General features: G+C 54.6%; 11 protein-coding genes and 1 pseudogene. 7 read left to right on the top strand and 5 right to left on the bottom strand.

The annotated features are described in order from the left end of the window. A complete protein-coding gene (locus LX66_RS23835; RefSeq protein WP_407643614.1) occupies positions 1–2136 on the top strand; it encodes a glycoside hydrolase family 97 protein in 2136 nt (711 codons plus the stop codon). On the opposite strand, the pseudogene LX66_RS23830 reads toward LX66_RS23835, so the two are convergent. The 5 genes and pseudogenes from LX66_RS23830 to LX66_RS23810 form a co-directional block, all read right to left on the bottom strand. After that, positions 2046–3218, bottom strand: a pseudogene (locus LX66_RS23830) (glycoside hydrolase family 27 protein); the annotation flags it as partial. The gene LX66_RS23835 and the pseudogene LX66_RS23830 sit on opposite strands and share 91 nt — an antisense overlap. 104 nt (positions 3219–3322) lie before the next feature. Then, positions 3323–5923 carry an alpha-L-arabinofuranosidase C-terminal domain-containing protein gene (locus LX66_RS23825; protein WP_244620492.1) on the bottom strand — a complete coding sequence of 867 codons (2601 nt, stop codon included), beginning with the start codon at positions 5921–5923 and terminating at the stop codon, positions 3323–3325. A gap of 85 nt (positions 5924–6008) precedes the next feature. Then, the gene (locus tag LX66_RS23820) at positions 6009–6770 is read right to left on the bottom strand and encodes a bestrophin-like domain (protein ID WP_145718098.1); all 762 of its coding nucleotides are present in this window, start codon (positions 6768–6770) and stop codon (positions 6009–6011) included. A 15-nt stretch (positions 6771–6785) separates the two neighbouring features. Next, positions 6786–7562, bottom strand: coding sequence for a type I methionyl aminopeptidase (gene map, locus LX66_RS23815; protein WP_145718096.1), 777 nt, complete (start codon positions 7560–7562; stop codon positions 6786–6788). An 83-nt stretch (positions 7563–7645) separates the two neighbouring features. Further along, positions 7646–9688, bottom strand: a complete 2043-nt coding sequence (locus LX66_RS23810; RefSeq protein ID WP_145718095.1) for an ATP-binding protein — start codon at positions 9686–9688, stop codon at positions 7646–7648. Positions 9689–9923: 235 nt separating this feature from the next. Here LX66_RS23810 and LX66_RS23805 point away from each other — a divergent pair, with 235 nt between their 5' ends. The 6 genes from LX66_RS23805 to LX66_RS23780 all read left to right on the top strand — a co-directional run bounded on the left by LX66_RS23805 (position 9924) and on the right by LX66_RS23780 (position 23057). After that, positions 9924–10526 carry an RNA polymerase sigma factor gene (locus LX66_RS23805; protein ID WP_158642744.1) on the top strand — a complete coding sequence of 201 codons (603 nt, stop codon included), beginning with the start codon at positions 9924–9926 and terminating at the stop codon, positions 10524–10526. An 83-nt stretch (positions 10527–10609) separates the two neighbouring features. Beyond that, on the top strand, positions 10610–11623 hold the full coding sequence (locus LX66_RS23800; RefSeq protein WP_145718090.1) for a FecR family protein: 1014 nt from the start codon (positions 10610–10612) through the stop codon (positions 11621–11623). A 276-nt stretch (positions 11624–11899) separates the two neighbouring features. Beyond that, positions 11900–15469, top strand: coding sequence for a SusC/RagA family TonB-linked outer membrane protein (locus tag LX66_RS23795; protein WP_211366494.1), 3570 nt, complete (start codon positions 11900–11902; stop codon positions 15467–15469). A 15-nt stretch (positions 15470–15484) separates the two neighbouring features. Next, positions 15485–17005 carry a RagB/SusD family nutrient uptake outer membrane protein gene (locus LX66_RS23790; RefSeq protein WP_145718088.1) on the top strand — a complete coding sequence of 507 codons (1521 nt, stop codon included), beginning with the start codon at positions 15485–15487 and terminating at the stop codon, positions 17003–17005. A gap of 133 nt (positions 17006–17138) precedes the next feature. After that, complete coding sequence (locus LX66_RS23785; RefSeq protein WP_145718086.1) at positions 17139–19208, top strand: TonB-dependent receptor plug domain-containing protein; 2070 nt, start codon at positions 17139–17141, stop codon at positions 19206–19208. A gap of 45 nt (positions 19209–19253) precedes the next feature. Further along, the gene (locus LX66_RS23780) at positions 19254–23057 is read left to right on the top strand and encodes a cobaltochelatase subunit CobN (protein WP_158642743.1); all 3804 of its coding nucleotides are present in this window, start codon (positions 19254–19256) and stop codon (positions 23055–23057) included. Positions 23058–23130 lie beyond the last annotated feature (73 nt).

Here is a 23130-nt window from a genome sequence, read left to right as displayed (position 1 = left end):
ATGAACGGATATTCTTTTGTAAGACAGGCATGGGGCTATGCCGCTTTGTTTTTTGGGATCATAGGAGCAGCCGGGTGTTCTGTGCAGTCAGCAGTACCGGCGCCCATAGAGGGCACCCAGGTAACGGTATCGTCGCCGGACAGCAATCTTACCGCCAGGTTTTACCAGGTAAACGATAAAGAAGGGCGCAGCCTGTATTACGAAGTGACCTATAAGGGAAGAACCGTGATACGGCCCTCTGTGCTGGACATCCGGCTGGACAACCACCTGTCTGAAAACGCCATGGCTTTACCGGTAGATACTTTTACCCGCTGGACCGCCGACCTGGTGGTAAAGGATATCCGGCGCAGCAGCCAGGACACGAGCTGGAAGCCGGTGGCGGGAGAGCGCGCCCTGGTACGCGATCATTATAACGGCGCGACGGTGTCCATGCAGAAGGCGAACAACCCCCTGTACCGCATGGACGTGCAGTTGCGCGTGTATAATGAAGGCGTGGCTATCCGGTATTATTTCCCGGAACATGAAAAGGGCAGCTATTACCGCGTGGTAGCAGAGCATACGGAATTTGCGCTGCCGGCCGGCACCACCGCCTTCCATGCCTTGTGGGGACAGGCGCCCTACCGGGAGCTGCCCCTGCGTGACTGGCCGGGAGAAGCGGAGCGCCCGCTTACGCTGAAACTGCCGGGTGGCCTGTATGCCTGCCTGGCCGAAGCACAGTTAGTGGATTATGCCCGCACCAAATTCACCCTGAGCCCCGATAAGCGCAACACCGTGGTCACTTCCATCTATACGCCTGCCGACCTGATCTCCCCCTTTGGTACGCCCTGGCGGGTGATCATGGTGGCAGACAGGCCGGGGGCGCTGATGGAAAACGACTTTTTACTGCTGGACCTCAATGCGCCTTCCAGGATCAAAGATACCGGCTGGATAAAGCCCGGCAAGATCATCCGGGTCATGATACAAAACACCGCCGAAGCAAAGGCGCATATCGATTTCGCCGTGAAGCACCGCCTGCAGTATATCCTGTTTGACTGGAAATGGTATGGGCCGTCCTTTACCTTTAACTCCGATGCCACCAAAGTAGCCATCCCGGATTTTGACCTGCCGGCCATTATACAATACGGGAAGGAGAGAGGCGTGGGCGTGTGGCTATACGTAAATCAGCAGGCCCTGCTGGCCCAGTCGGATTCCCTGTTCAGCGTATACCGGCAATGGGGCGTGAAGGGCGTGAAGTTCGGTTTTGTGCAGGTAGGCTCCCACCGCTGGACCACCTGGATGGAAGACATGTTTAAAAAAGCCGCGGAAAACCATATCATGATAAATGTGCATGATGACTGGCGCCCCACCGGCGAGCAGCGGACCTGGCCCAACCTGATGACCGCCGAAGGGATCAGGGGCAACGAGGAAATGCCCGATGCCACGCACAACACCATCCTGCCCTTTACCCGTTATATTGCCGGCGCAGCCGATTACACCATCTGTTACTACGATCCGCGGATAAAGACCACGCATGCGCATCAGCTTGCGCTGGCCGCTATTTACTACAGCCCCCTGCAAACCCTGTACTGGTATGACAGTCCTGCATTAAGCGATGATGAACCGGAGCTGGAATTCTGGGATCATATTCCCGTTACCTGGGACGAGACCCGGGTGCTGCAGGGCGAACCTGGCGAGCACATTTCCGTAGCCCGCAGGAAAGGAGCGGAATGGTTTGTGGGCACCATCACCAACAATAGCGCCCGGACGCTGCAGTTGTCATTTGATTTTTTACCGCCGGGCCAGTCATTCCTTGCAAAAATATACACGGATGATCCCGCCGTCCCTACCAAAACCAAGGTAAAAGTAACGGAGCAGCGCGTCAATGCATCCACGGTGATGCCTATTGTGCTGCCGGCATCCGGCGGGCATGCCATGTGGCTGAAACCAGACCAGGTTTTTAAAACCTGGCAGGTCTATCTGCGCCCCTATCGGAACTACTCCTGCCATAACTTATACAGCCCCGCACCGTGCGCGTTGATCTCCGGGGCAAAGGTGCCGGAAAATGTGCCTGTGGTTTTACCCGTCCACAGGTCCGTGATCCTGCAAGGCCCGGTAATGCCGAGTGATGACAGTGTAACGGGAATGGCAGCACGTTGATCGCCACGGTTAAAAACCGCCAGGTACTTGTTTTTGCTGCCGGTAGCATCGGCTGTCCAGGCAGCTTTGGCAGGATCGGTGAAAACAGGCCGGTTGTTGGTGCTGTGATTGAGCACGGACAGCACCTCCTTATTGGTGAGCAGGGAAAGCGTGAAAGGGTCATTGTCCGGGAGATGGCCGCCAAACATCAGGGGCGAGCGGAAGATGCTCCAGAGCGTCATCAGTGTGTACTGCTCGTCCCTGGTGAATTTGCTCATGCGGGGATCGCCTCTTTCCGCGCGGATGCCAATGTGGCCCAGGGGCAGCATGTCGCCGTCCGGCCAGGCGCCGGGCATGCGCCACTTGTTCCAGCGCTCAAACACTTCAAAATGCTCGTCCAGGTGGTCCCAGCGGTCCCAGAAATCATTTACCGTACGCCACATATTGGCATGCTGCTGTACATGCGCGGCGTGCGCAATGGGTGTTTCTCCAGGCGAGGTGCTTAATACGATCTTGCGCCCGGTACGGTCTATCGCCTTGCGGATCATGTTGATCTCTTCCGTGAAGTAAATGGGGGCGGAGAGGTCGTCCACCTTCACGAAGTCCACGCCCCAGTCCGCATATAGCTCAAAAAGGGAATTGTAGTAAGCCTGTGCGCCTTCTTTGCCCGGCACGATGGTGTACATGTCGTGCAGCCATTTGCACTGGTCCTTTTCGGAATAGATGTCCCGGGCAGTAGCGCTGCTGCCTTTAATGGGCAGGTTGCGCTTTACCGCTATTACCGGTATGCCCCGCATAATGTGAATGCCGAATTGCAGGCCTTTGCTGTGCAGGTAATCTGCCAGCGGTTTAAACCCTTTGCCGCCGGCAGCGGAAGGGAAGCGGTTCACAGCAGGCTGGAAGCGCCCGTATTCATCTATGTTGTAGGCCGGGTCGGTTTCGTTGTAACCGTGCGCTTTGTCGTTTGATACATACCAGCGGATATCCACGATCACATACTCCCAGCCATAGGCTTTCAGGTGCTTCGCCATATAGTCTGCATTGGCTTTGACCTCGGCCTCTGCCACGGTGGGGCCAAAACAGTCCCAACTGTTCCATCCCATGGGCGGGGTGGGCGCCCAGTTGTGAAAATCGGCCGCCTGCTGCGCATGCGCCGTAAAACCAAGGATCACCAGGATCAGTGAGCAGAGCTGTTTCATCATAATGCTTATTTTGTTTTGATTCGGATAACGGTAAAGGAATAGGCCGGCAATGCCGTATTGAATTTTTCGGCTACCTCGCAGGAGATGGTTACCGGCCGCGTGTCCTCGTCGCCGGGACGTCCCTGCAGGATGGTTTTAAGGGCCTGGCCGCTGGCAACGGAAATGCCGTTGAGATCAATGGCGGATTGCACCGCTACCGGCAGCAGGTTCACCATTTTCAGGACCAGGTCCCCGCTTTTGGTATCTCGTACCACGGAAACGGCAATACGTTTTTTTACAGCGTCGTCATTATTGGAAAGCGCAACAGCGCCGGGCAGGTACTCATCCCCGGCGTGCAGGCCGTACAATTGCTGTACATAGTATCCCACGGTGGGCTTTACCGCGGTATTGTTAAAATAGATCAGGTCGGGCTTCCACTGGGTATGTCCTTCTTTTGCCAGCAAAGGGGCGTAGGAAGCCATCTGCACCACGTCGCCGTTCCGCTCCAGGGCGGTCAGGTACAGCGCTTCCGCCAGCGCGGTTTCCAGGTTGCTGGGCCGGCCGGGCAGGTGGGCCGCGTACTCGCCCAGGTATACTTTTGATTTGGAACGGTCGTACCGGTCATAGAAATCCTGGTTGTGGATGAACCAGCCCGGCGACTGGTAGTAATGCTCATCTACCATGGGCACCTGCAGTTTCCCGGCAATGTCCCATCCTTCTTCATAATCGGTGCCTTCAAAGAACGGCCCTACGGTGCCGATCACGGTGATCTCCGGGTGCTTTTCTTTCAGGGCCTTGTAGATCAGCGTGAACCGCTCCTCGAAAACATCCGTGATCAGGTCTTCATTCCCCACGCCGATGTATTTGAGGTGGAAGGGAGCCGGGTGTCCGGCTTCCGCGCGTTTTTTACCCCATTTCGTGTTTACGCCGCCGTTAGCATATTCCACCAGGTCCAGTATATCCTGTACATACTCGTCCATTTCGTCCATCGGGATGCCGCCCTGCTGACCGCCCCCGCAGGTGCCGGCGCCTGAGTTCTGGCAGGGGACGCCGGCCGCTACCACGGGCACCGGCTCCGCGCCGATATCTTCACAGAACTGGAAGTATTCAAAATAGCCCAGCCCGGCGGATTGATGATAGCCCCAGAGGTTGCGCTGCGGTACGCGCGCTTCCAGGGGACCGATGGTGTTTTTCCAGCGGTAGATGTTGCCCAGCCCGTCTCCATGCGCTACGCAGCCGCCCGGGAACCGCACAAAGCGCGGGTGAATGCCCGCAATGGCCTGCGCCAGGTCTGCCCGTAAACCATTCTTCCTGCCCCTGAATGTCTTTTGTGGGAAAAGGGAGATCATATCCAGCGACAGGCGGCCCGGCGAGAGCGGCTGCAATGATAGTTGCGCAGCCGTGGCGTCAGCAGCAGCAGTAAGCACGGTGCTAACGGATGTCCAGTTGCCGGGGGCAATATCCACGGTGGCCTGCGCCAGCACTTCCTGCTGCTGGCTGACCAGGCTGACCAGCACCTTTCCCTTTGGTCCATCCGGGCGCCGGGCAAAGAAAGTAAGATCATATTTTTCACCCTGCTTTACAGGAATGCCATCAAAGCCGGCATTGACCAGCGCCGCGCCGGGGGCTTTGGTGTCCAGCACCGCGTAATGCGGGTTGTGAGGGTGTACCGGCGTGGACGAATCGACTGCAAAAGACGTGTTGGCTCCCTGCAGTGTCCAGGAGTGGCTGCTGTTCCAGCCCGGGTCACGCCCTTCCTTATCGCCCGGGTTATATTCAAAATCGCGGTTCTGCACCAGCTCTGCGTACAGGCCGCCATCCGCTGCGTAATTAATGTCTTCAAAGAAAATGCCCAGCAGCAGTTCGCTGATCGGCCGGGCCATTTGCGGCTGTACGGTAATGCTGGCCTGTACCGGCTGCAGGCCGGCAAAGCGCTGGCTGTCCTGCCGGGTGGATTCCGCGTTCTGCATCCGTTTATACTGCTGCCATTCATATTTTTTGAGCAGCCGGTCCACCACTGCCCATGCTACACGGTGCACCTGTCCGGTAGCGGGACCTGCAGGTAAAGTAACCGTTTGGCCGGCGCCGGAATGCTGCGCGGCCGGCACTTCCCTGGCAGGGCCGTAGGTTTTGAAATCTTTGGTGCTGATGCGGTAATGCCGGTTGCCGGCGCTGGCATAGGTAATGTTGTATTGCCCCCTGGCCTTGTCATACTGCAGTGCCGGGCGCAGGAAATTTTCGCCTTTTTCTATAACAGGGTAGCTTTGCCTTTTCCAGTGCACCAGGTCGGGGGAGGCAGCGTGGGCAAAAAGGCGGTCCCGCTCATTGAGGCTCCACACACAATGCCACAGGCTGTCCGGGCCCTGCAACAGGTAGGGGCTGATCATCCGTTTTTCTGCGCCCCAGCGCCCGTAGTCACATTTCAGGAAACCATAATCGTCCCCGATAGGATGCCATTGCTGCCGGTCACGGCTCCAGGCAAACTGCAGGCCGTTATGATTATTGTTCTTACCGGTGGCATATGCAAGCAGGTACACGGAGTCCGGTTCGTTGTGCATGCCGGATAAGGCGCCAGGCAGCGCCAGTATGATGGATAACAGGCATAGCAGGGGGAGTTTTTTCACCATAGTGGAATTTATTACTTGTACCAATTAAACTGGTACAAAGTAATAATAAAAAGTGTTAAAATGACAATTAAAATTAAAAATAACCTTACCGCCCCAGTAAATGAAAGCTGCGCATCACTTCCGTAATATCCTGGAAGTCCGGCCGGATATAGCCGATAGCAGGGCTGTTGAGGTCGTGGATCACGTTCAGCACAACGATGCTCATCACGGCAAATGTAGTGGTGACAATATGAATATGGTTCCCGTAATACCGCCCCATGAATCCTGCCAGGAATCCTATAAAGAGTGAAAAGAGCATCAGTATCATCAGGATGATCCGGGGCACGGTACGGTGATAGGAGTGCATCAGCCGGTAGTAGGTGGATTCCATCCGGTCCGTCCTGGACATTAGTACGGCAATGCGGTCCCGGTAGGAGGGATCCCGGGCAATATGACGCTGCAGGTCGGCATCCAGCACATCATCCAGGCGGTCGATCCTGTCTATCTGGGCTTCAATCCGCTCCCTGTCCGCTCCCGGCTGCTCCCTGAAAATATTGTAAAAGTCCACGAAATAGGATTTTACCCGGTTATGCAGCGCCGGGTCATATGTTTTCGCCACCCGCAGTATTTCCGAGATATCGTCCGCCATGGCATGCACCATTTCGTCCCGCTCATGGGCCCGGGTGCCGGACTGTACGAGGGTGAAGGATACCAGCAACGCATAAAATCCCAGCAGCCCGCCTTCCAGCCCCAGCGGCTTCCACTGGTGCCCTTTCCGAAGGGAGCGCGCCGCTGTTATCCTGCCCAGCCAGGCGCTGAGCAATAGCAATAAAGGATAGATGATCAGGTAGAAAAAATAAGCAAGCATGGAAAAGGGTTTTCCTTAAATATTTTCTTCATCCCATATCCCGTTCATTTCTGTCAGGATGATCGGTGTATCGTCTGTAACAACAATGGTATGTTCGTGTTGCGCCACATATCCGCCCCGGTTCCCGACCAGCGTCCATCCATCCTGCAGTGAAACTGCCATATTGGAAGCGGTGGAAATAAAGGTTTCAACCGCTACTACCGCATTTTTCCTGAACCGCTCCCTGTTGAAACGTTGCCGGTAATTAGCGATGGAGGTAGGTGCTTCGTGTAAGCTCCTGCCGATACCATGGCCGGTCAGGTTCCTGATGACGGTATAGCCTGATCTTTTGGCCGTGGATTCCATCAGGTACCCGATGTCGGAGATCTTTACGTCATTTTTTATATGGAAGATGGCCTTTTTAAGGATATCTTTCGAGGCATCCACAAGCGGCTGATAATGGTGAATGTCTTCCCCCAGCACAAAGGAGCCGCCGTTGTCGGACCAGAACCCGTTAAGCTCTGCAGAAACATCAATATTGACAAGGTCTCCCTCCTGCATTACCTTGCCATTATGGGGAATACCGTGGGCAATTTCCTTATTCAGGGAAATGCAGGTGCAGCCGGGGAAATTATAGGTTAAACGCGGCGCAGACCGCGCGCCGAATTTTGCCAGTATCTTTTCCCCAAATCGGTCCAGTTCCCCCGTGGTCATTCCCGGCCTGGCATAGTACCGCATTTCCTGTAAAGTAAGCGCTACCGCGGCGCTGGCCTTTTGCATGCCGGTTAATTCATCTGCTGCTGTAATAGACATAGGCGTGCTTGTTTATCATGTTTGGTCAACTGCTTTCAATACGCAAATTAATGTTTTCTCTCCTGGTTTCCACCCACAACCTGCTACGCAGACGCGCTCATTTCCACGTAAAAGGTGGTGCCTTTGCCATGCTCTGTCTCAAACCATATCCTGCCATTATGCGCTTCAATGATCTGTTTGGAAATACTGAGGCCGAAGCCGAAAGATTCTTCCCCGCGGGTGCCTCTTCGTTTTACCTCGCTGCTCAGGCTAAATATCTTGTCCTGCATGGCAGGTGGTATCCCGATACCCTGGTCCTTCACGGATATCCTGGCAGTGCCGTTTACCCGTTTCAGCGCCACTTCTATGCGGGAGCCGTCCGGGCTGAACTTGATGGCATTGTTGATAAGGTTGCTGAACACGCGCCAGATCTTTTCACGGGAAGCCAGGACTTTTACAGGCTCCGTTTCCAGCACAATATTCTGCTGCTTTTCCATGGCTTTCGTCTGTAGCAGGTCCACGCAATACTTTAGTGAAACATGTATCTCCACCAGCTCTTTTTCCATATTTGTGAGTGCAGTATCCAGTACCAACAGGTCCGAGATCAGGTGCAGGGCGCTATCGCTGGAGGTTTTGATCAATTCCAGCATTTCCTGGTCCTTTTCTGGCGACAGCTTTCCATGCTGCAGCAGTTGCGCGATGGAATAGATGGCGCCTACGGGATTGCGCAGGTCATGCGCTACGATCTTCATCATCCGGGAATTATTTTGATGGCTTTGCTCCAGCGCGGTCAGGCTTTTGCGGATGTCGTCATGCCGGGCGGTGATCTCCTGGTTCAGGCGCTGGAGCTCCGCTATATGCCGGTGCGATTTCCGCCAGTTTTGCCAGATCATCCACGCGATTAGCAAAACGATGATGAATAAAATGACCAGGATGCCCAGGTAGGCCGTCTTGAGCTGGTTATTCTTCTCGATTATCTCCAACTGGTGTACCCTGGACATATGCTCAAATTCTTCCTTAATATCCGCGATGTCTGGCTTGGTGGCCGCCGCCGCCAGGGAATCTTTAAGTTGTGTATAGGCCTTCAGGGTAGCATAGCCGGAATCGGTCCGGCCGGTCTTTTCAAAATATTGCCATCGAAGGTGAAGCCAGCGTTGCCGGCAGTCGGCATTGGGAGCCAGCGCCTGGGCTGCCTGCATTTCTTGTAGTACGGCGGCGGCATCTTTCAGCCGGTTAGCAGCCAGGTACAGGGCAGTGAGCTTGGCCATGGTCAACTGTGCATCCACTTTTTCGTCCCTGCCGCGGATGTTGATCGCAATGCTTTGCAGGAACAGGGATTCCGCAGCAAGAGTATCTCCCATACGGAGCAGGGCGCTGCCTTTGTTGCCATACACCACGGCGGCGGCGGCCTGCATGCCCCTTTCGTATTCGGGGATATGCCGGAATTTTGCGCCCTGCAGGCGGATGAAGTACAGGGTGCTGTCATAGTAAGCGAGCGCCTGGCGGGTGTTGCCAGCCTTGTCGTAGCTCAATGCCACATTGTCCAGCATACCCTGCCGGAGATAAAAAGTATTGTAATCTGAGGTGTCGCATTGCCCAAGCCGTTCAAAGGTTTCGAGGAAATAAGGCGCCGCCTCCAGGTATTTTTCCTGCCGGTAATAAACGAGCGCCAACCTGCTGGCGTACTGGTGATATTCACAGGTATCATTTGTTTTCCGCAGGATCTCCCGGCCTCGATAGAAATAGGTATAGGCCTCGTTGTATTTTTGCTGGTCGCGCAGCACATCTCCTTTTGCAAACAACGCGCCGGCATAATAGACAGGATACCGCTGTTGGAGCGATCTGTCGCGCAGCGTGTATAACATGCTGTCCGCGTACAGCATGGCTAGTGAAAAATTATAGGTCTTACCGATGTGATAGATGAACAGGTGTTCGTATTTCCGCCAAAGGTCTATCATACCCGGCTCGGGGAATGCCGCATAGGCGCTTTGCAAGTACGCGTGGGAGGCAGGCAGGTCGGAATGACCAATGCTGTCAGCCTTCGCGAAAACTTCATCAAAGTAGGCAGGATGTTCCTGTATGTGCTGCGCAGCAGGCGCGCAGGCAGAAAGGAGGATAATAATTGAAAACAAGAAATATATATTCATATTTCTTTAGGATAAGGACCAACAAATCAGTTAATAACAGGAGAAATTATATGCCGCTGTCAATATTACGTATATTTAATCATTCTCCAAGCTAAAAATCAGGATTGGCAGATCTTCCTGCTTCCGCCTGTAAAATAAATTTGCGGGTTATTGTATATTTGCTTTATTGCAAGTATAGCAGGGGACAATGTTGCCGTTTTTATTGCGCGCTATCCAAACCGTTGACTATCAACAAATGCCAGCCGAAATCGCTCATACAGACCAGGTATTGCTGCAGCAACTCTCCAGGGGAGAACGGAAAGCTTTTGAGGCCATCTACCATAAATACTGGTGGCCGCTGGTGGACCATGCCTGGAAACGGCTGAAGGACAAGCAGCAGGCGGAGGATATAGTACAGGATGTGTTCTGTAAACTATGGGCCAAACGCGCGGCATTACAGGTGCAGCACCTGGAGGCCTACCTGCATACGGCGGTCCGGTACGAAATACTCAATTACTTTTCCCGCAGCCGGCAGCCGCATGCATTCCTGGAGCCTTTCCATGAGCTGCTGGAAGGCGGCACCACCCCGGAAAATGAGCTGGTAGCCCGGAACCTGCTGCAACTGGCCTACGCTTATGCCCAGACCCTGCCGGAAAAACGCCGGCAGATATTTCTCCTGCATATACAGTCCAGGTATTCCACAAAGGAAATTGCCTGGGTGCTGGACATCTCCCAGAAAACCGTGCAGAACCAGTTGGGAACTGCCCTGAAAAGGCTCCGGACCGGCCTGGCGCCCCTTATCCTCTGGTGTATCAGTCTCCGGTATCTTCTCCTGATACCAGCGCCTCTCTTTTTATAGGTTAAAGCAAAAAAAATTTTCTCCCTGCTTGGGAGGTTTGTGCCTGTTTGGTGGCTATATAGGTATAAACCAGTATGTAGATCATGTCATACGACCAAAACAGGAAAAAACTGCAGCAAATATTGATGCGCTACCAGCAGGGCAACGCTACGGAGCAGGAGCGGGCCTTTGTTGAGCAATATTACCGGCAATTTGAGCAGGAGCCCAACCTGTCGGATACCTATACCGGTGAGGAGCGGGCGGCGATTGAAAGCAGGAACTGGGAGCGGTTAATGGAACGGGTAGCGGAGCCTGCCCCGCTTAGGGTGGCCGGCCGGGCACGTTTCCTGCGCAGGTGGGGCTGGGCGGCGGCCTGCATAGCTGTGTTGCTGCTGGCCGGAACATACTACTGGCTGGTAAAAACATCTCCCGCCGGCCGGCAGCAGGCGGTGATAGCTGCTCCGGATCCGGCTGTCGCGGTGACCTATATCCGTAACATCGTGCTGCCGGATGGCAGCCGCGCCGTATTGCAGGCCAACAGCCGGCTGCAGTTCCCGCCGGTATTTAGCGGCAGGGCCAGGGAGGTGACATTGATCGGGGAGGCCTATTTTGATATTGTGCACGATCATGCGCAACCCTTTATCATTCATACCGGGAACCTGAAGACCACGGTGCTGGGCACTGCTTTTAACATCAAAGCCTGGCCCGGGCAGGAAAGCGTGGAGGTATCCGTTACCAGCGGAAAAGTGCGCGTGGAGGACGGGAAGCAGGTATCGGTGGAACTGACAAGCAATGAGCAGATCACCTACCAGACGGCAGCCGCCACGGTGGCGCTGCATAAGGTGGATGCCGCTGCCACAGCAGCCCGCTGGGCACAGGCAGATATGATATTCCGGGATGAGCCGCTTGAAAAAGTGGCGGCTGCTATCAGCAAGCGGTATAATGTACAGGTATCATTTAACAATGAACAGTTGAAGCAATGTGAGCTGGTAGCCTCCTTCAGCGGAACGGAAGCGCTGGAAACCGTGCTGCAGACACTTTCGGCTATCCTGAACATACAGTATACCCGTTCCGGCAACCAGGTTGTGTTTGATGGCGCGGGATGCGGAGAACAATAAGTAAAAGTGAACAGCTATAATTATTAACAACCAAAATTCAGTCGCTATGGAGAAATCCGACAGTTCCTGACGGGAAGGAATTTGCTATTAAAAGTCCCCCCATGCCGTAGGAAGCTCCGAGGGGACCGTTCAAATCAACTATTGTCAATTTAAAACTACTTGCAAGTTATGCAAAAAATCATTGCTTACGGCAGGCGGATATCCCGTGGCTATACCTCTGCGCCTGTTGCATCATTGCTAAGAGCGCTATTATGTAATTATCAAACAAGGCTATTTATGCGAGTAAGTACCTGTGTGGTATTTGTGTTGCTTACCTCTGTTCAGTTATTGTCCGCCCATGCCGGCAGTGGCCAGAACATGACGGAGAAGAAGATCGCCCTGGAACTAAAGGATGTGCCGTTGAGCGAAGCGTTGTCCAGGGTGGAGGCGCTGTCCGGCTTCCGGCTGGCCTGGTCCAGCCAGGCAGTGGCCAGGTATGGCCATATATCGCTGGAAAAGGGCGTGAGAACGGTAGAGCAGACACTTGCGCTGTTATTGGAAAACACCGCGCTGTCGTTTAAGGAGCAGCGTAATACCATCCTCATTTTCCGGGAAGCAGCGCGTGTAAAGAAAGCGGCAGCGCTTATGGAGGAGTTGCCGGGCAGCCAGGCAGATACCCTGCGCCGCAGGATCCGCGGGAAAGTGGTGGCTGCCGGTGACGGAAGCCCCCTGATCGGCGTAACGGTAATTATAGCAGGCACGAAGTATGCTACCATCACGGATGGCAACGGGGAATACAGCCTGGAAGTGGGGCGGGATGCAAAATCGCTGGAGTTTCGCTATGTGGGCTTCCTGACAAAGACCCAGGAGATCGGCGCCTCCTCCGTGATCAATGCCTCGCTGGCGCAGTCAGACCAGAGCCTGAATGAAGTGGTGGTAGTGGCGTACGGCACTGCAAAACGGGAATCGCTGACAGGCGCCGTGTCTGCCATTTCCGATAAGGATATCCAGAAGCGCCCCTTGTCCAGCGTGGTTGGCGCGCTGGAAGGAGCAGCCCCCGGTATCCAGGTCAGCAACACCTATGGAGAGCCCGGTGCCAATCCCACCATCCGCATCCGGGGCTTTACATCCGTGAATGGTTCCAACGCCCCGATGTACGTGCTGGATGGCGTTCAGTTTGGAGGTAACATTTCTGACCTGAACCCTGCAGACATTGAAAGCATTTCCGTATTGAAGGATGCGGCTTCTGCTGCGCTTTACGGCAACCGCGCTTCCAACGGCGTGATCATCATCACCACCAAGCGCGGCAGGCGGGACCGTGTATCCATGAACGTAAGCGTGAACCAGGGGCTGTATACCAGGGGCATCAAGGAATACGAGCGGCTGGGACCTAACGACTGGATGGAAACCATGTGGACCGGCTACCGGAATTACCTGATGACCTCCCAGCCTGGCAACTATCCTACCCGGGAACTGGCCAATGCCGAGGCGTCCAGCTCGCTGGTATCCGATTATGTTACCTATAACCTGTACAATAAACCCGGTGATGCCCTTTTTGATGCTAACGGTAAACTGGTAGCCGATGCCCAAATGCGTGACGGCTACAATGGCGACCTGGACTGGTATGATCCCATTGAAAGGGTAGGGCACCGCCAGGATTATTTCATTAACGGCGGCAGCCGTTCCGAAAAGAGCGGGTTTTATTTCTCCGGCGGCTACCTCGATGAAAAAGGCTATGTGAAACGTTCTGATTTCAAAAGGTTCACCGGCCGGCTCAATGCGGATATGTCTCCCGTAAAATGGTTCAAAGCCGGGGTGCAACTGGCGGGTTCGCACCAGATGTCGAGCAACACCTCCGGCTCTACGGATAACGCGGCCTCTTTTGTAAATCCCTTCATGTACGCCCGCCAGATAGCGCCGGTATACCCGGTGCACCTGCACGATATGGCTACCGGGGAGTACGTGCTGGATGCAAACGGCAACAAGCAGTATGATGATGGCACCCTGTATTCCCGCCCGCAATATCCCGGCCGCCATGTGATCTGGGAAAACGAGCTGGATATGGACCGCACTTACAGGAATACCATTAACAGCCAGGCCTTCGCAGATATCAGCTTCCTGAAAGATTTCAGGTTTACCCTCCGGGGCGATCTGAATGTGCGCAACAGCGAGCAGCAAACCTACAACAATGCCATCATCGGCGATGGCGCCGGCAACCAGGGCCGCGCCCAGCGCACCATTTACCGCTACAAGAACTATACGTTCCAGCAGCAGTTGAACTGGAACCGCTCCTTCAATGCACATGCCGTAGATGTATTGGTAGGCCACGAAAATTACAGCTACAATGAAAATTACCTGAACGGTTACAAAACCCTGGAGACATTTGCAGGCATGCCCGAGTTGGTGAATTTTACAGAGATCACGCGCCTTACCGATTACCAGCACAATTATAAAACGGAGAGCTATTTAAGCCGCGTGCGGTATAGCTATGACGAAAAGTATTTTGCTGATGCTTCTTTCCGCAGGGATGGATCTTCCCGTTTCTACCAGGACAACAGGTGGGGGAACTTCTGGTCGCTGGGCGGTAGCTGGCTGATCAGCCGGGAAAACTTTATGCAGCCCATCGCCCATGTGGTGAATGATCTGAAGCTGCGCGCTTCTTACGGGGAAGTGGGAAATGACCAGAGCGTGGATTACTATGCCTACATGGCTTTGTATACGCTGGGCCAGAACGCGAATATGGGCGCGCTTTATAAAATACAGAATGAGGCAAAAGATCTTATCTGGGAAACTGCCGCGTCATTTGGTGTAGCCCTGGAGGGACGCCTGTTTGACAGGGCCAATTTCACCGTGGAGTATTTCGATAAAAGATCAAATGACCTGCTGTTTGATGTGAACCTGCCGCTTTCAGCCGGGGGAACTTCCACGGACGATGCAGAGTCCACCATTGCAAAGAACATCGGCTCTGTCTCCAACAAAGGGATTGAAGTAATGGTAGATGTGGACGTGATCAGGAAGAAAAACCTGACCTGGAACATTGGCGTGAATGCCACGGTGCTGAAGAACAAGATCGTGAAGCTGCCGGAGGAAAACAGGGAGAAGGGGATTATATCCGGCACCAAGCGGTTCCTGGAAGGCCATGGCGTATATGATTTCTGGTTGCACCAGTACGTAGGTGTAGACCAGATGACCGGTAATGCACTGTACCTGCCGGATACGGAGGCATACAACCTCAACGGGTCCGCACCTGACAAGGATACCATACCGGGCCAGTACCTGGTACAGATCGGGAAGGATTATTACACCACTTATACTACCTACGCAAAAAGAGACTGGAGCGGCAGCGCCCTGCCGGATGTATATGGCGCGATCTCTTCTACTTTAACCTGGAAGAATTTCTCCCTGTCAACGGTATTGACCTACTCCCTGGGCGGTAAAGTGCTGGACTATTCCTACCAGTCGCTGATGAGCATGTCGGGGAATCCCTCCGCCCTGCACAAGGACCTGCTGAAGGCCTGGAAGGATGTGCCAGCCGGTATGACAGAAGGCGCCGCCAACAGGATAGACCCGGATGGCGTGCCGGTAGTGGACTTTGCAAGAAGCCAGTTCACCAATTCCACCTCTTCCCGTTTCCTGCAGGACGCTTCCTACTTCGTGATCAAGAACATTGCGCTGGGTTACAAGGTGCCGCAACCCTGGATGAACAGGCTGGGACTGAACAGCGCCAGCATTAACCTGGCGGTGGAAAACCTGGCCACATTTACATCGCTGAGAGGCATGAACCCGCAGCAGTCATTTAACGGCCTTAATAACAACGCCTTTGTAACTGCCCGCGTGTTTTCTGCAGGAGTGAATATTGGTTTATAAAAAAATGCAACCGCAATGAAGAAATTATCATATCTGCTACTTATCATATTGGCCTGCTCCTCCTGTGCTAAAGATTACCTGGAGACAGTGCCGACCAACGCCATCGGGAAGCCCACCACTTTCGCCACTACCGCCAATGCCGCACTGGCGGTCAACGGCCTGGCGAAGCTGATGACCCGGCAATATTTATCCAGCCAGGGCTTTAACGGTGAGGGCACCATCAAAATGTACTATGGCAACTACCCGGGCAACCATTTCTATGTGTATCTCAACGGCTGGGCGCCTATCATCAACGCCACCTTCAACGAGAATACCGCCAGCATCTATTGCTACTATCCCTGGTATTACTATTACATGATCATTGGCAATGCCAATTCTATCATCGTCAATGTAGATAATGCCGAAGGAACAGAAGCCGAAAGGCAGTTCATCAAGGCCCAGGCGCTCACCTACCGGGCTTATGCGTTCATGATGCTCTCCCAGTTGTACTGCAACCGCTGGAGCGATTCCAACGGCGGGACTGCAGCAGGCCTGGTGCTGCGCCTGGATGAATCAACAGACGACATGCCCTTATCCACATTGAAGGAAACATATGACCAGATATATGCGGACCTGGACAATGCCATTGCGCTCTTTACCGCATCCGGCAAAACAAGGGAAAAGAATTTCGATCCCGATGTGAATGTTGCCTATGCAATATATGCAAGGGCTGCGCTGAACCGGCAGGATTACGCCAACGCAGAAGCCAATGCCGTGAAAGCCCGGGAAGGTTATGCACTGATGAGCGTGGCCGATTATAAAGCCGGCTTCGCCAACCCGAATGGCGAATGGATATGGGGCAGCTACGGCGCTTCCGATGAAACGCTTTACTACTATTCCTATTTTGCCTATATCGCCTATAATTCAAATGCAAGCGCCGTAAGAACCTATCCCAAATGCATCAGCAAGCTCCTGTATGAGCAGATCCCCGCTACGGATATCCGTAAAGACCTGTTCCTGGACCCTACCGGGTATACTTACTCTGCTTCTTCCGGGGAGGGCAGCGCCGCGCTGGCAAGCCACGCCCGGGAACTGTACCCTGACATACAAAGCACGGCTAAAGTATACGCCTATATGCAGTTCAAGATCAAGGCAAATGACCTGCCCGGCGTAGGTAATATGAACCATTTCCGTTCATCTGAAATGTACCTGGTAGAAGCCGAGGCCAAATACTTTCAGCATGAAAGCGCCGCCGAAATACAGCAGCTCCTGGAGGAGCTGACTGCCGCCAGCGGCCGCGATCCGGACTACACCTGCACCAAAACCGGCACGGACCTGCTGAACGAGATCAAGCTATACCGGGCCATTGAGCTGTGGGGAGAAGGTTTTGACTGGTTTGATATGAAGCGCTGGGGCGACAACATCCAGCGTACCAGCTTTGCCAATGGCGGGAATTACACCTCCACCCTGGCTGTAACCATCACGCCTGATCAGAATAACAAGTGGACCTGGAAAATTCCGTTGAAGGAAACAGATTATAATGAGCTGGTAGAGTAGGGCTGCCATAGTCAATAACGTTTTTATAGAGAGCCGTCCCGATTTGCGGGGCGGCTTTTTTATTTAACGGAAAAAATAATGCAACTACGTTGCAATTATTTTTTTATGTTTGTCCCCGTAAAAGATTGTCATTATGCGCACACCATCCGCCATTCACCTATGCTGCTTTTTCCTCCTTACCTTTACTGCCGCTTTTGCCCAGTCAAAGGAGGACACCTCCCGTATTACCAGGCTGAACGAAATAACGGTCACCGCTTCCGCCATGCCGGTGGAATTGCGGAAAGTGGCGTCCAGCGTTACCGTGCTGAAAGCCTCCGACCCGGAAATGAAACAGGTACAGACCATAGACGATGCCCTGAGCTACATGCCGGGCGTATCAGTCAACCGGGGCCGCGGGCTGACCACCACCGGCTCGCATACCACCGTGACACTAAGAGGTACCGGCGCCGCGGGCCGCACGCTGATCCTGAAGGACGGCATTCCACTGAATGATACCTACACCGGCGGGGTGAACCAGTGGAACAGCCTGGCCACCAACAGCATCGCCCGGGTGGAAGTGGTGAGAGGGCCGGGCTCTTCCATTTACGGCTCCAACTCCATGGGAGGCACCATTAACCTGGTGACGGAAAATCCCACTTTAAAACCCACCTTCGGGGCCGATCTCCGCTATGGCTCCATGAACACGCTGATAGCGGGCATTAAAGGCGGGAAAGCGTTCAGGAACGGCTTTGGCGTGATCGCCTTTGCAGAATACAAGAGAACGGACGGTTACCAGTACATGGCGGACAGCCTGTGGAAAAGCTACTACCGCAAGCCTACGCAGGAGCTGCTGAATGTGAACGGGAAGCTGTCCTACCAGTTGAATGAACGTTCCAAGCTGGAAGGTATAGTGGACTACTACATGGAGCGCCCGGCATCCGGCACTGCTACGATCTACAAAGAGAATTCCCGCACCAACAATTATTTATTGCGTTATAGCGGGCATAACCAGTTGTTTGAGTACAACCTGTCCGCCTATTATAACCGTATTGACCAGGAAACGGACGCGGTCCGCTGGAACAACAGCGAAGCGGCCTTCAATACACCGTATTACAATTCCCGGGTGCCGGTCCAGGTGTTCGGTTTTATCGGGAAGGTCAGCAGGACCATCTGGCACAACCGCATCACCCTGGGCACGGATATACGCAGCAGCAAGCTGGATTCCCGTAAATACTATGATGGAAAGGGCAACCAGGATTACTCCGGTAATCAGCACTTCCTTTCCTTTTTCATCAACGACGATGTAACCATCGGCTCCAGGCTGGACCTGAATGTGGGCCTCCGTTACGATAACTGGCAGAACAACAACGGGAAGTTCCATGACAACCAGAGCGGAACGGACATCTCCATTCACTATGATAACGCCTCATCCGGCGTATTCTCGCCCAAAGCCGGCCTGGTCTGGCACCTGTCGGATCAACTGCGCCTGCGCACGGTATACGCCATGGGCTTTAAAGCGCCGGCCATGTATTACATGTACAACGCCACACCGCTGGGCTCTTCCTTCCGCCTGGGCAATCCGGACCTGAAGCCGGAGCGCATGGTGTACTCCATAGAAGCCGGGGTGGACTACTCCCTTGGCAAAGTGCTGGAACTATCCGGCACTGCGTATGCTTCCCGCTACAAAGATTTCCTGGACGCCGTGCTCATTGACCCGGCCAAAGTGCCGGACTACTTTGATCCCGGTGGCCTGCCGGTCAGGCAGTATATCAACATCGGCCAGGTAAACCTGCATGGAGTGGAAGCATCGCTGCGCTACAAAATAACGCCGCAACTGACGGCCATTGCCAGCTATTTCTACAACCGCTCTAAGATCACCCGTTACGAAACCAACACCGCCTATGAGGGCAACGAGGTGGACGATAACCCGCGGCACCAGGTAAACGGCGGGCTGGCTTTTGCAGGCAGCCGGATCGTGGATGTAAGCCTGTGGCTAAGGTACACGGGCAGCAGTTTCAGCGACCTGGAAAATTCAAAGGATAAAATGATCGGCGCTTACACCGTGGCCGATATCCGGGCCGCCAGGAAAATAGGGAAGTTCACGGTGTACGGCACCATGCTGAACCTGTTCGATAAGCAATACTTCGGGTCCTATACTTCTCCCACCAGCTATTACCTGGCTCCCGGCCGCGCCGTGAACCTGGGGGTGTCTTACCTTTTATAAGCCATAAAAACGTGAATGATGATGTCTACGTGTGTTAAGAAAAAAATGAAACATTGTTTCATTTATGTTATCCTGCTCTTGCTGCCGCTGCTGGCGCTGCGGGCGCAGGTGAAGGTCAGCCTGGTACTGTCCGACAATTATACCAAAGCCGGTCATGAGGCCGTGCAGCGGCTGTACGCATCTGCACCTGGCCTCCGGGGAAAATGCGAGATAAAGGTATATGCCCATACGGATTTCTACAGCAACGATATTGCTTTCCTGGAAGCATCGGACCTGGTGTTTGCCTATGTGCATGTGACGCCTGTATTTGAGCAGGCGAAGCCGCACCTGCTGAAAGCGATCAGCCGGGGTGCCAGCGTATATGCTTTAGGCGCTACACCGGCAGAAGAGGCGTACCGGGAAGCTGGGGTGATCTTTAACGCGGGCGTGCTGCAGTATTTTGACCAGGCCAGCATAGAGAACTTTAAGAACATGATCCTGTTTCGGCTGGATGTGGACAAGGGACTGAAATTTCCCTATGGTGATGTGATCAGGTACCCGGAAGCAGGCATCTATTCACTGAACGGCGACACGGTTTATACCGATCTGCAGGCATTCCGGGCATCGTATGCTAACTACCGGCCCGGGAAGCCCTGGATAGGCATCTATACCTTCCGCTACGAGATACTGACCGGGCAGCATGACTACCTGGACGCGCACATACAGGCCCTGGAACGTGCAGGGTTCAACGTAATGCCTTTCTTCGGCATACCCATGCAGGTATCGCTGAAGCGGTACTGCCTGGACTCCCTGGGCCGGGCAACCGTAAGTTTCCTGGTCACCACCTCCTCGCTTCCGGGGGCGTCGCCGGAAACGCTGCGGGGAATGTTTGCCCGTATAGGCGTGCCAGTGATCAACGCCATTTCGCTGGATCAGTCCGCGCAGGAATGGGAGCAGTCGCTTACCGGGCTGAGCGTTTTCAGCCGCACCCTGCACCTGGGCAGACCTGAGCTGACCGGGCAGGTGCAGCCAATGGTGACCAGCAGCCAGGAAACAACGGTGCTGCCGGGCAGCGTACGCATCACGGAGAAGCGGGCCATACCGGGCCGCGTGCAGCGCCTGGTGGACCGGGTGCTGGCCTGGCACCGGCTGCAGCAGGAAGCCAACCGAGAAAAACATATTGCCCTGATCTATTACGTCAACCCGCCCGGGAAGGAGAACATCGGCGCCAGCTACCTGAATGTGCTGCCCGCTACGATGTACAACATCCTGGCGCGGATGGAGCAGGAAGGGTATGACCTGGGCAGCATTGCACCGGACAGCAACCGAATCTTTGACGATATCATGAACCGGGGGCGCAATATCGGGCACTGGGCGCCTGCGGAGATCAGCCGTCTGGCAGAGAATGGCCTGCCCGTGCTGGTGCCCGTCAGCGAATACAAAACCTGGTTTGCTACCCTTAGCCCACGTTTCCAGCAGCAGGTGCTGGATAAATGGGGCCCGCCTGACAGCTCCCGCATTATGACCTGGCATGACCATAACGGCAACGGCTACTTTGTGCTGCCGGCGGTACGCTATGGAAAAATACTATTGACGCCCCAACCGCCGCGGGGCTGGGATGCCGATGCGGAAAAGATGTACCATGACGTAACGTTGCCGCCGCATCACCAGTACATTGCCTTCTACCTGTACCTGCGGCGCAGGTTCCGGGCAGATGCCGTTATCCATGTGGGCACCCATGGCACGCACGAATGGCTGAACGGCAAGGAAACCGGGCTGAATGATGACGATGCGCCGGAGGCGCTGATCGCCGACCTGGTGAATATTTACCCCTACATCGTGGACGATGTGGGAGAAGGGCTGCAGGCCAAACGCAGGGGCATGGCAGTAGTGGTTGACCATCTTACTCCGCCTTTTGACAAAGCGGGCCTGAACCCGGAGCTGAAGGAGCTGGCAGGCCTGGTAAATGATTACATGGCTGCGGCAGACAAAAGCGAGATGCTGGCTTCCGCCAAGCTGAAAGGCATCAGCCGGCTGGCCAACAGGCTGGGATTGCTGAAGGACCTGGGTATTAAAGACAGCCTGGCTGCGGAGCACATACAACGGCTGGAGCATTACGTGCAGGAAATAGGAGAGCGGCAAACCCCTTTTGGCCTGCATACTTTCGGCGCCTCTCCATCGCCGGAACGGGTGGCTTCTACTGCCGCCGCCATTGCAGACCGGCAGGGAAAGCTGGCGCCTGCCGCCAGGGACAGCCTGCTCCGCGACATCACGGAAAAAATAGCTGCTAGCGGCCGCAGCGAGCTGGATGCATTAATAGCCGTTCTCAACGGGCGTTACGTGCCGGCGGCCCAGGGAAACGATCCCCTGAGAAACCCGGCCTCCCTACCCACCGGTAAGAATTTTTACGCGTTTGACCCTTCCAAGATCCCGTCTGAGGCGGTATTTGCTGCCGGCAGTCAACTGGCGGAAGAGATGATCCGCCAGCACCGGGACCGGCACAAGGGGCAGTTCCCGGATAAGATCACCTTTAACCTGTGGTCTGTGGAGACCATCCGCCATGAAGGCGTAATGGAAGCGCAGATATTGCAGCTCATGGGCGTAAAGCCGGTATATGACGGCTATGGCCGGGTAAGCGGGGTGGCGCTTATTCCCCGTGACAGCCTGCAGCGTCCGCGTGTGGACGTGGTCATGATCCCCTCCGGCCTTTACCGGGATATGTTCCCCAACCTCATGGAACTGCTGGACCAGGCTGTGAGCCTGGTGAAGCAACAGGAAGAGCCGGACAATTACCTGCGGCAACATGCATTGTCCATGCAGCAGCAGTTGATGCAGCAGGGCGTACAGCAGGATGTGGCGGCACGGCTGGCCGGTGTGCGCATGTTTTCCGTGCCCAGCGGCGCATACGGCGCCGGTCTTGAAAACGTGGTGCAGGCTTCCGGCACATGGGACAAGGAAGCGCAGGTGGCCGATGTTTACTTTAACAGGATGAGCCATTTGTACGGACAGGGTTTCTGGGGCGACAAGGCGGAGACAAAGAACAAAACGCTGCCGGCCGGTTTCAGCACGCAGTTGCTGAAAGGCGCATTGTCCGGCACCAGGGCTGTGGTGCACAGCCGCTCTTCCAACCTGTACGGCGCGCTGGACAACGACGATTTTTTCCAGTACCTGGGCGGTACGGCCATGGCGGTTAGGGCGGTGGATGGCTCCACCCCGGATGTAGTGGTGACCAACCTTTCCGGTGCAGGCGCCGGCGAGCAGGAGTCTTTGGACAAATACATGGGCAGGGAAATGAAAACCCGTTACCTCAACCCTGCATGGATAAACGAAATGCTGGACGAAGGCTATGCAGGCGCCCGCATGATCAATAACGTGGTGTCCAATCTCTGGGGCTGGCAGGTAACGGTGCCCGGCGCTGTAGAGGAAAACAAATGGCAGCAACTGTTTGATACGTACGTGAACGATCAGTTCCAACTGGACATTAAGGAGAAATTCCGGAAGTCCGGCAATATGCACGCCTACCAGGTGGCGCTTTCCCGCATGCTGGAAGTGGTCAGGAAAGATTACTGGCATCCCGTGGCCGCAACCAGGAATAAGCTGGTGAAGGAATACCTGCAGACCGTGCAGGAAACCGGCCTTTCCTGCAACGAAAATGTTTGCGACAACCCGGCGTTGCGTGGCTTTATTGAAGATAATACGAAGGACGACCCGCAACTGCTGGAGTCCTATAAGCAACAACTGGCAGACATAAAAAGCACGGACAACAACGGGCAACAAAAGACGCCCGGCAGGAACAAGGACCTGAAGGATAAGAATGTGCCGGATGCCACGCTGACACCCTACGAGGAAGGCAGGAAGAAAAACCGGTAGCATACAGGGGAGCCAATTAATGGTTGTTAAATTGACATTTTATAGCTAATTTGTCTGTTACCCTCCGCATTAC

It is taken from the genome of Chitinophaga japonensis (genome assembly GCF_007830125.1).
Taxonomy (GTDB): domain Bacteria; phylum Bacteroidota; class Bacteroidia; order Chitinophagales; family Chitinophagaceae; genus Chitinophaga; species Chitinophaga japonensis.
This window is presented reverse-complemented; position numbering and strand designations above follow the sequence as displayed.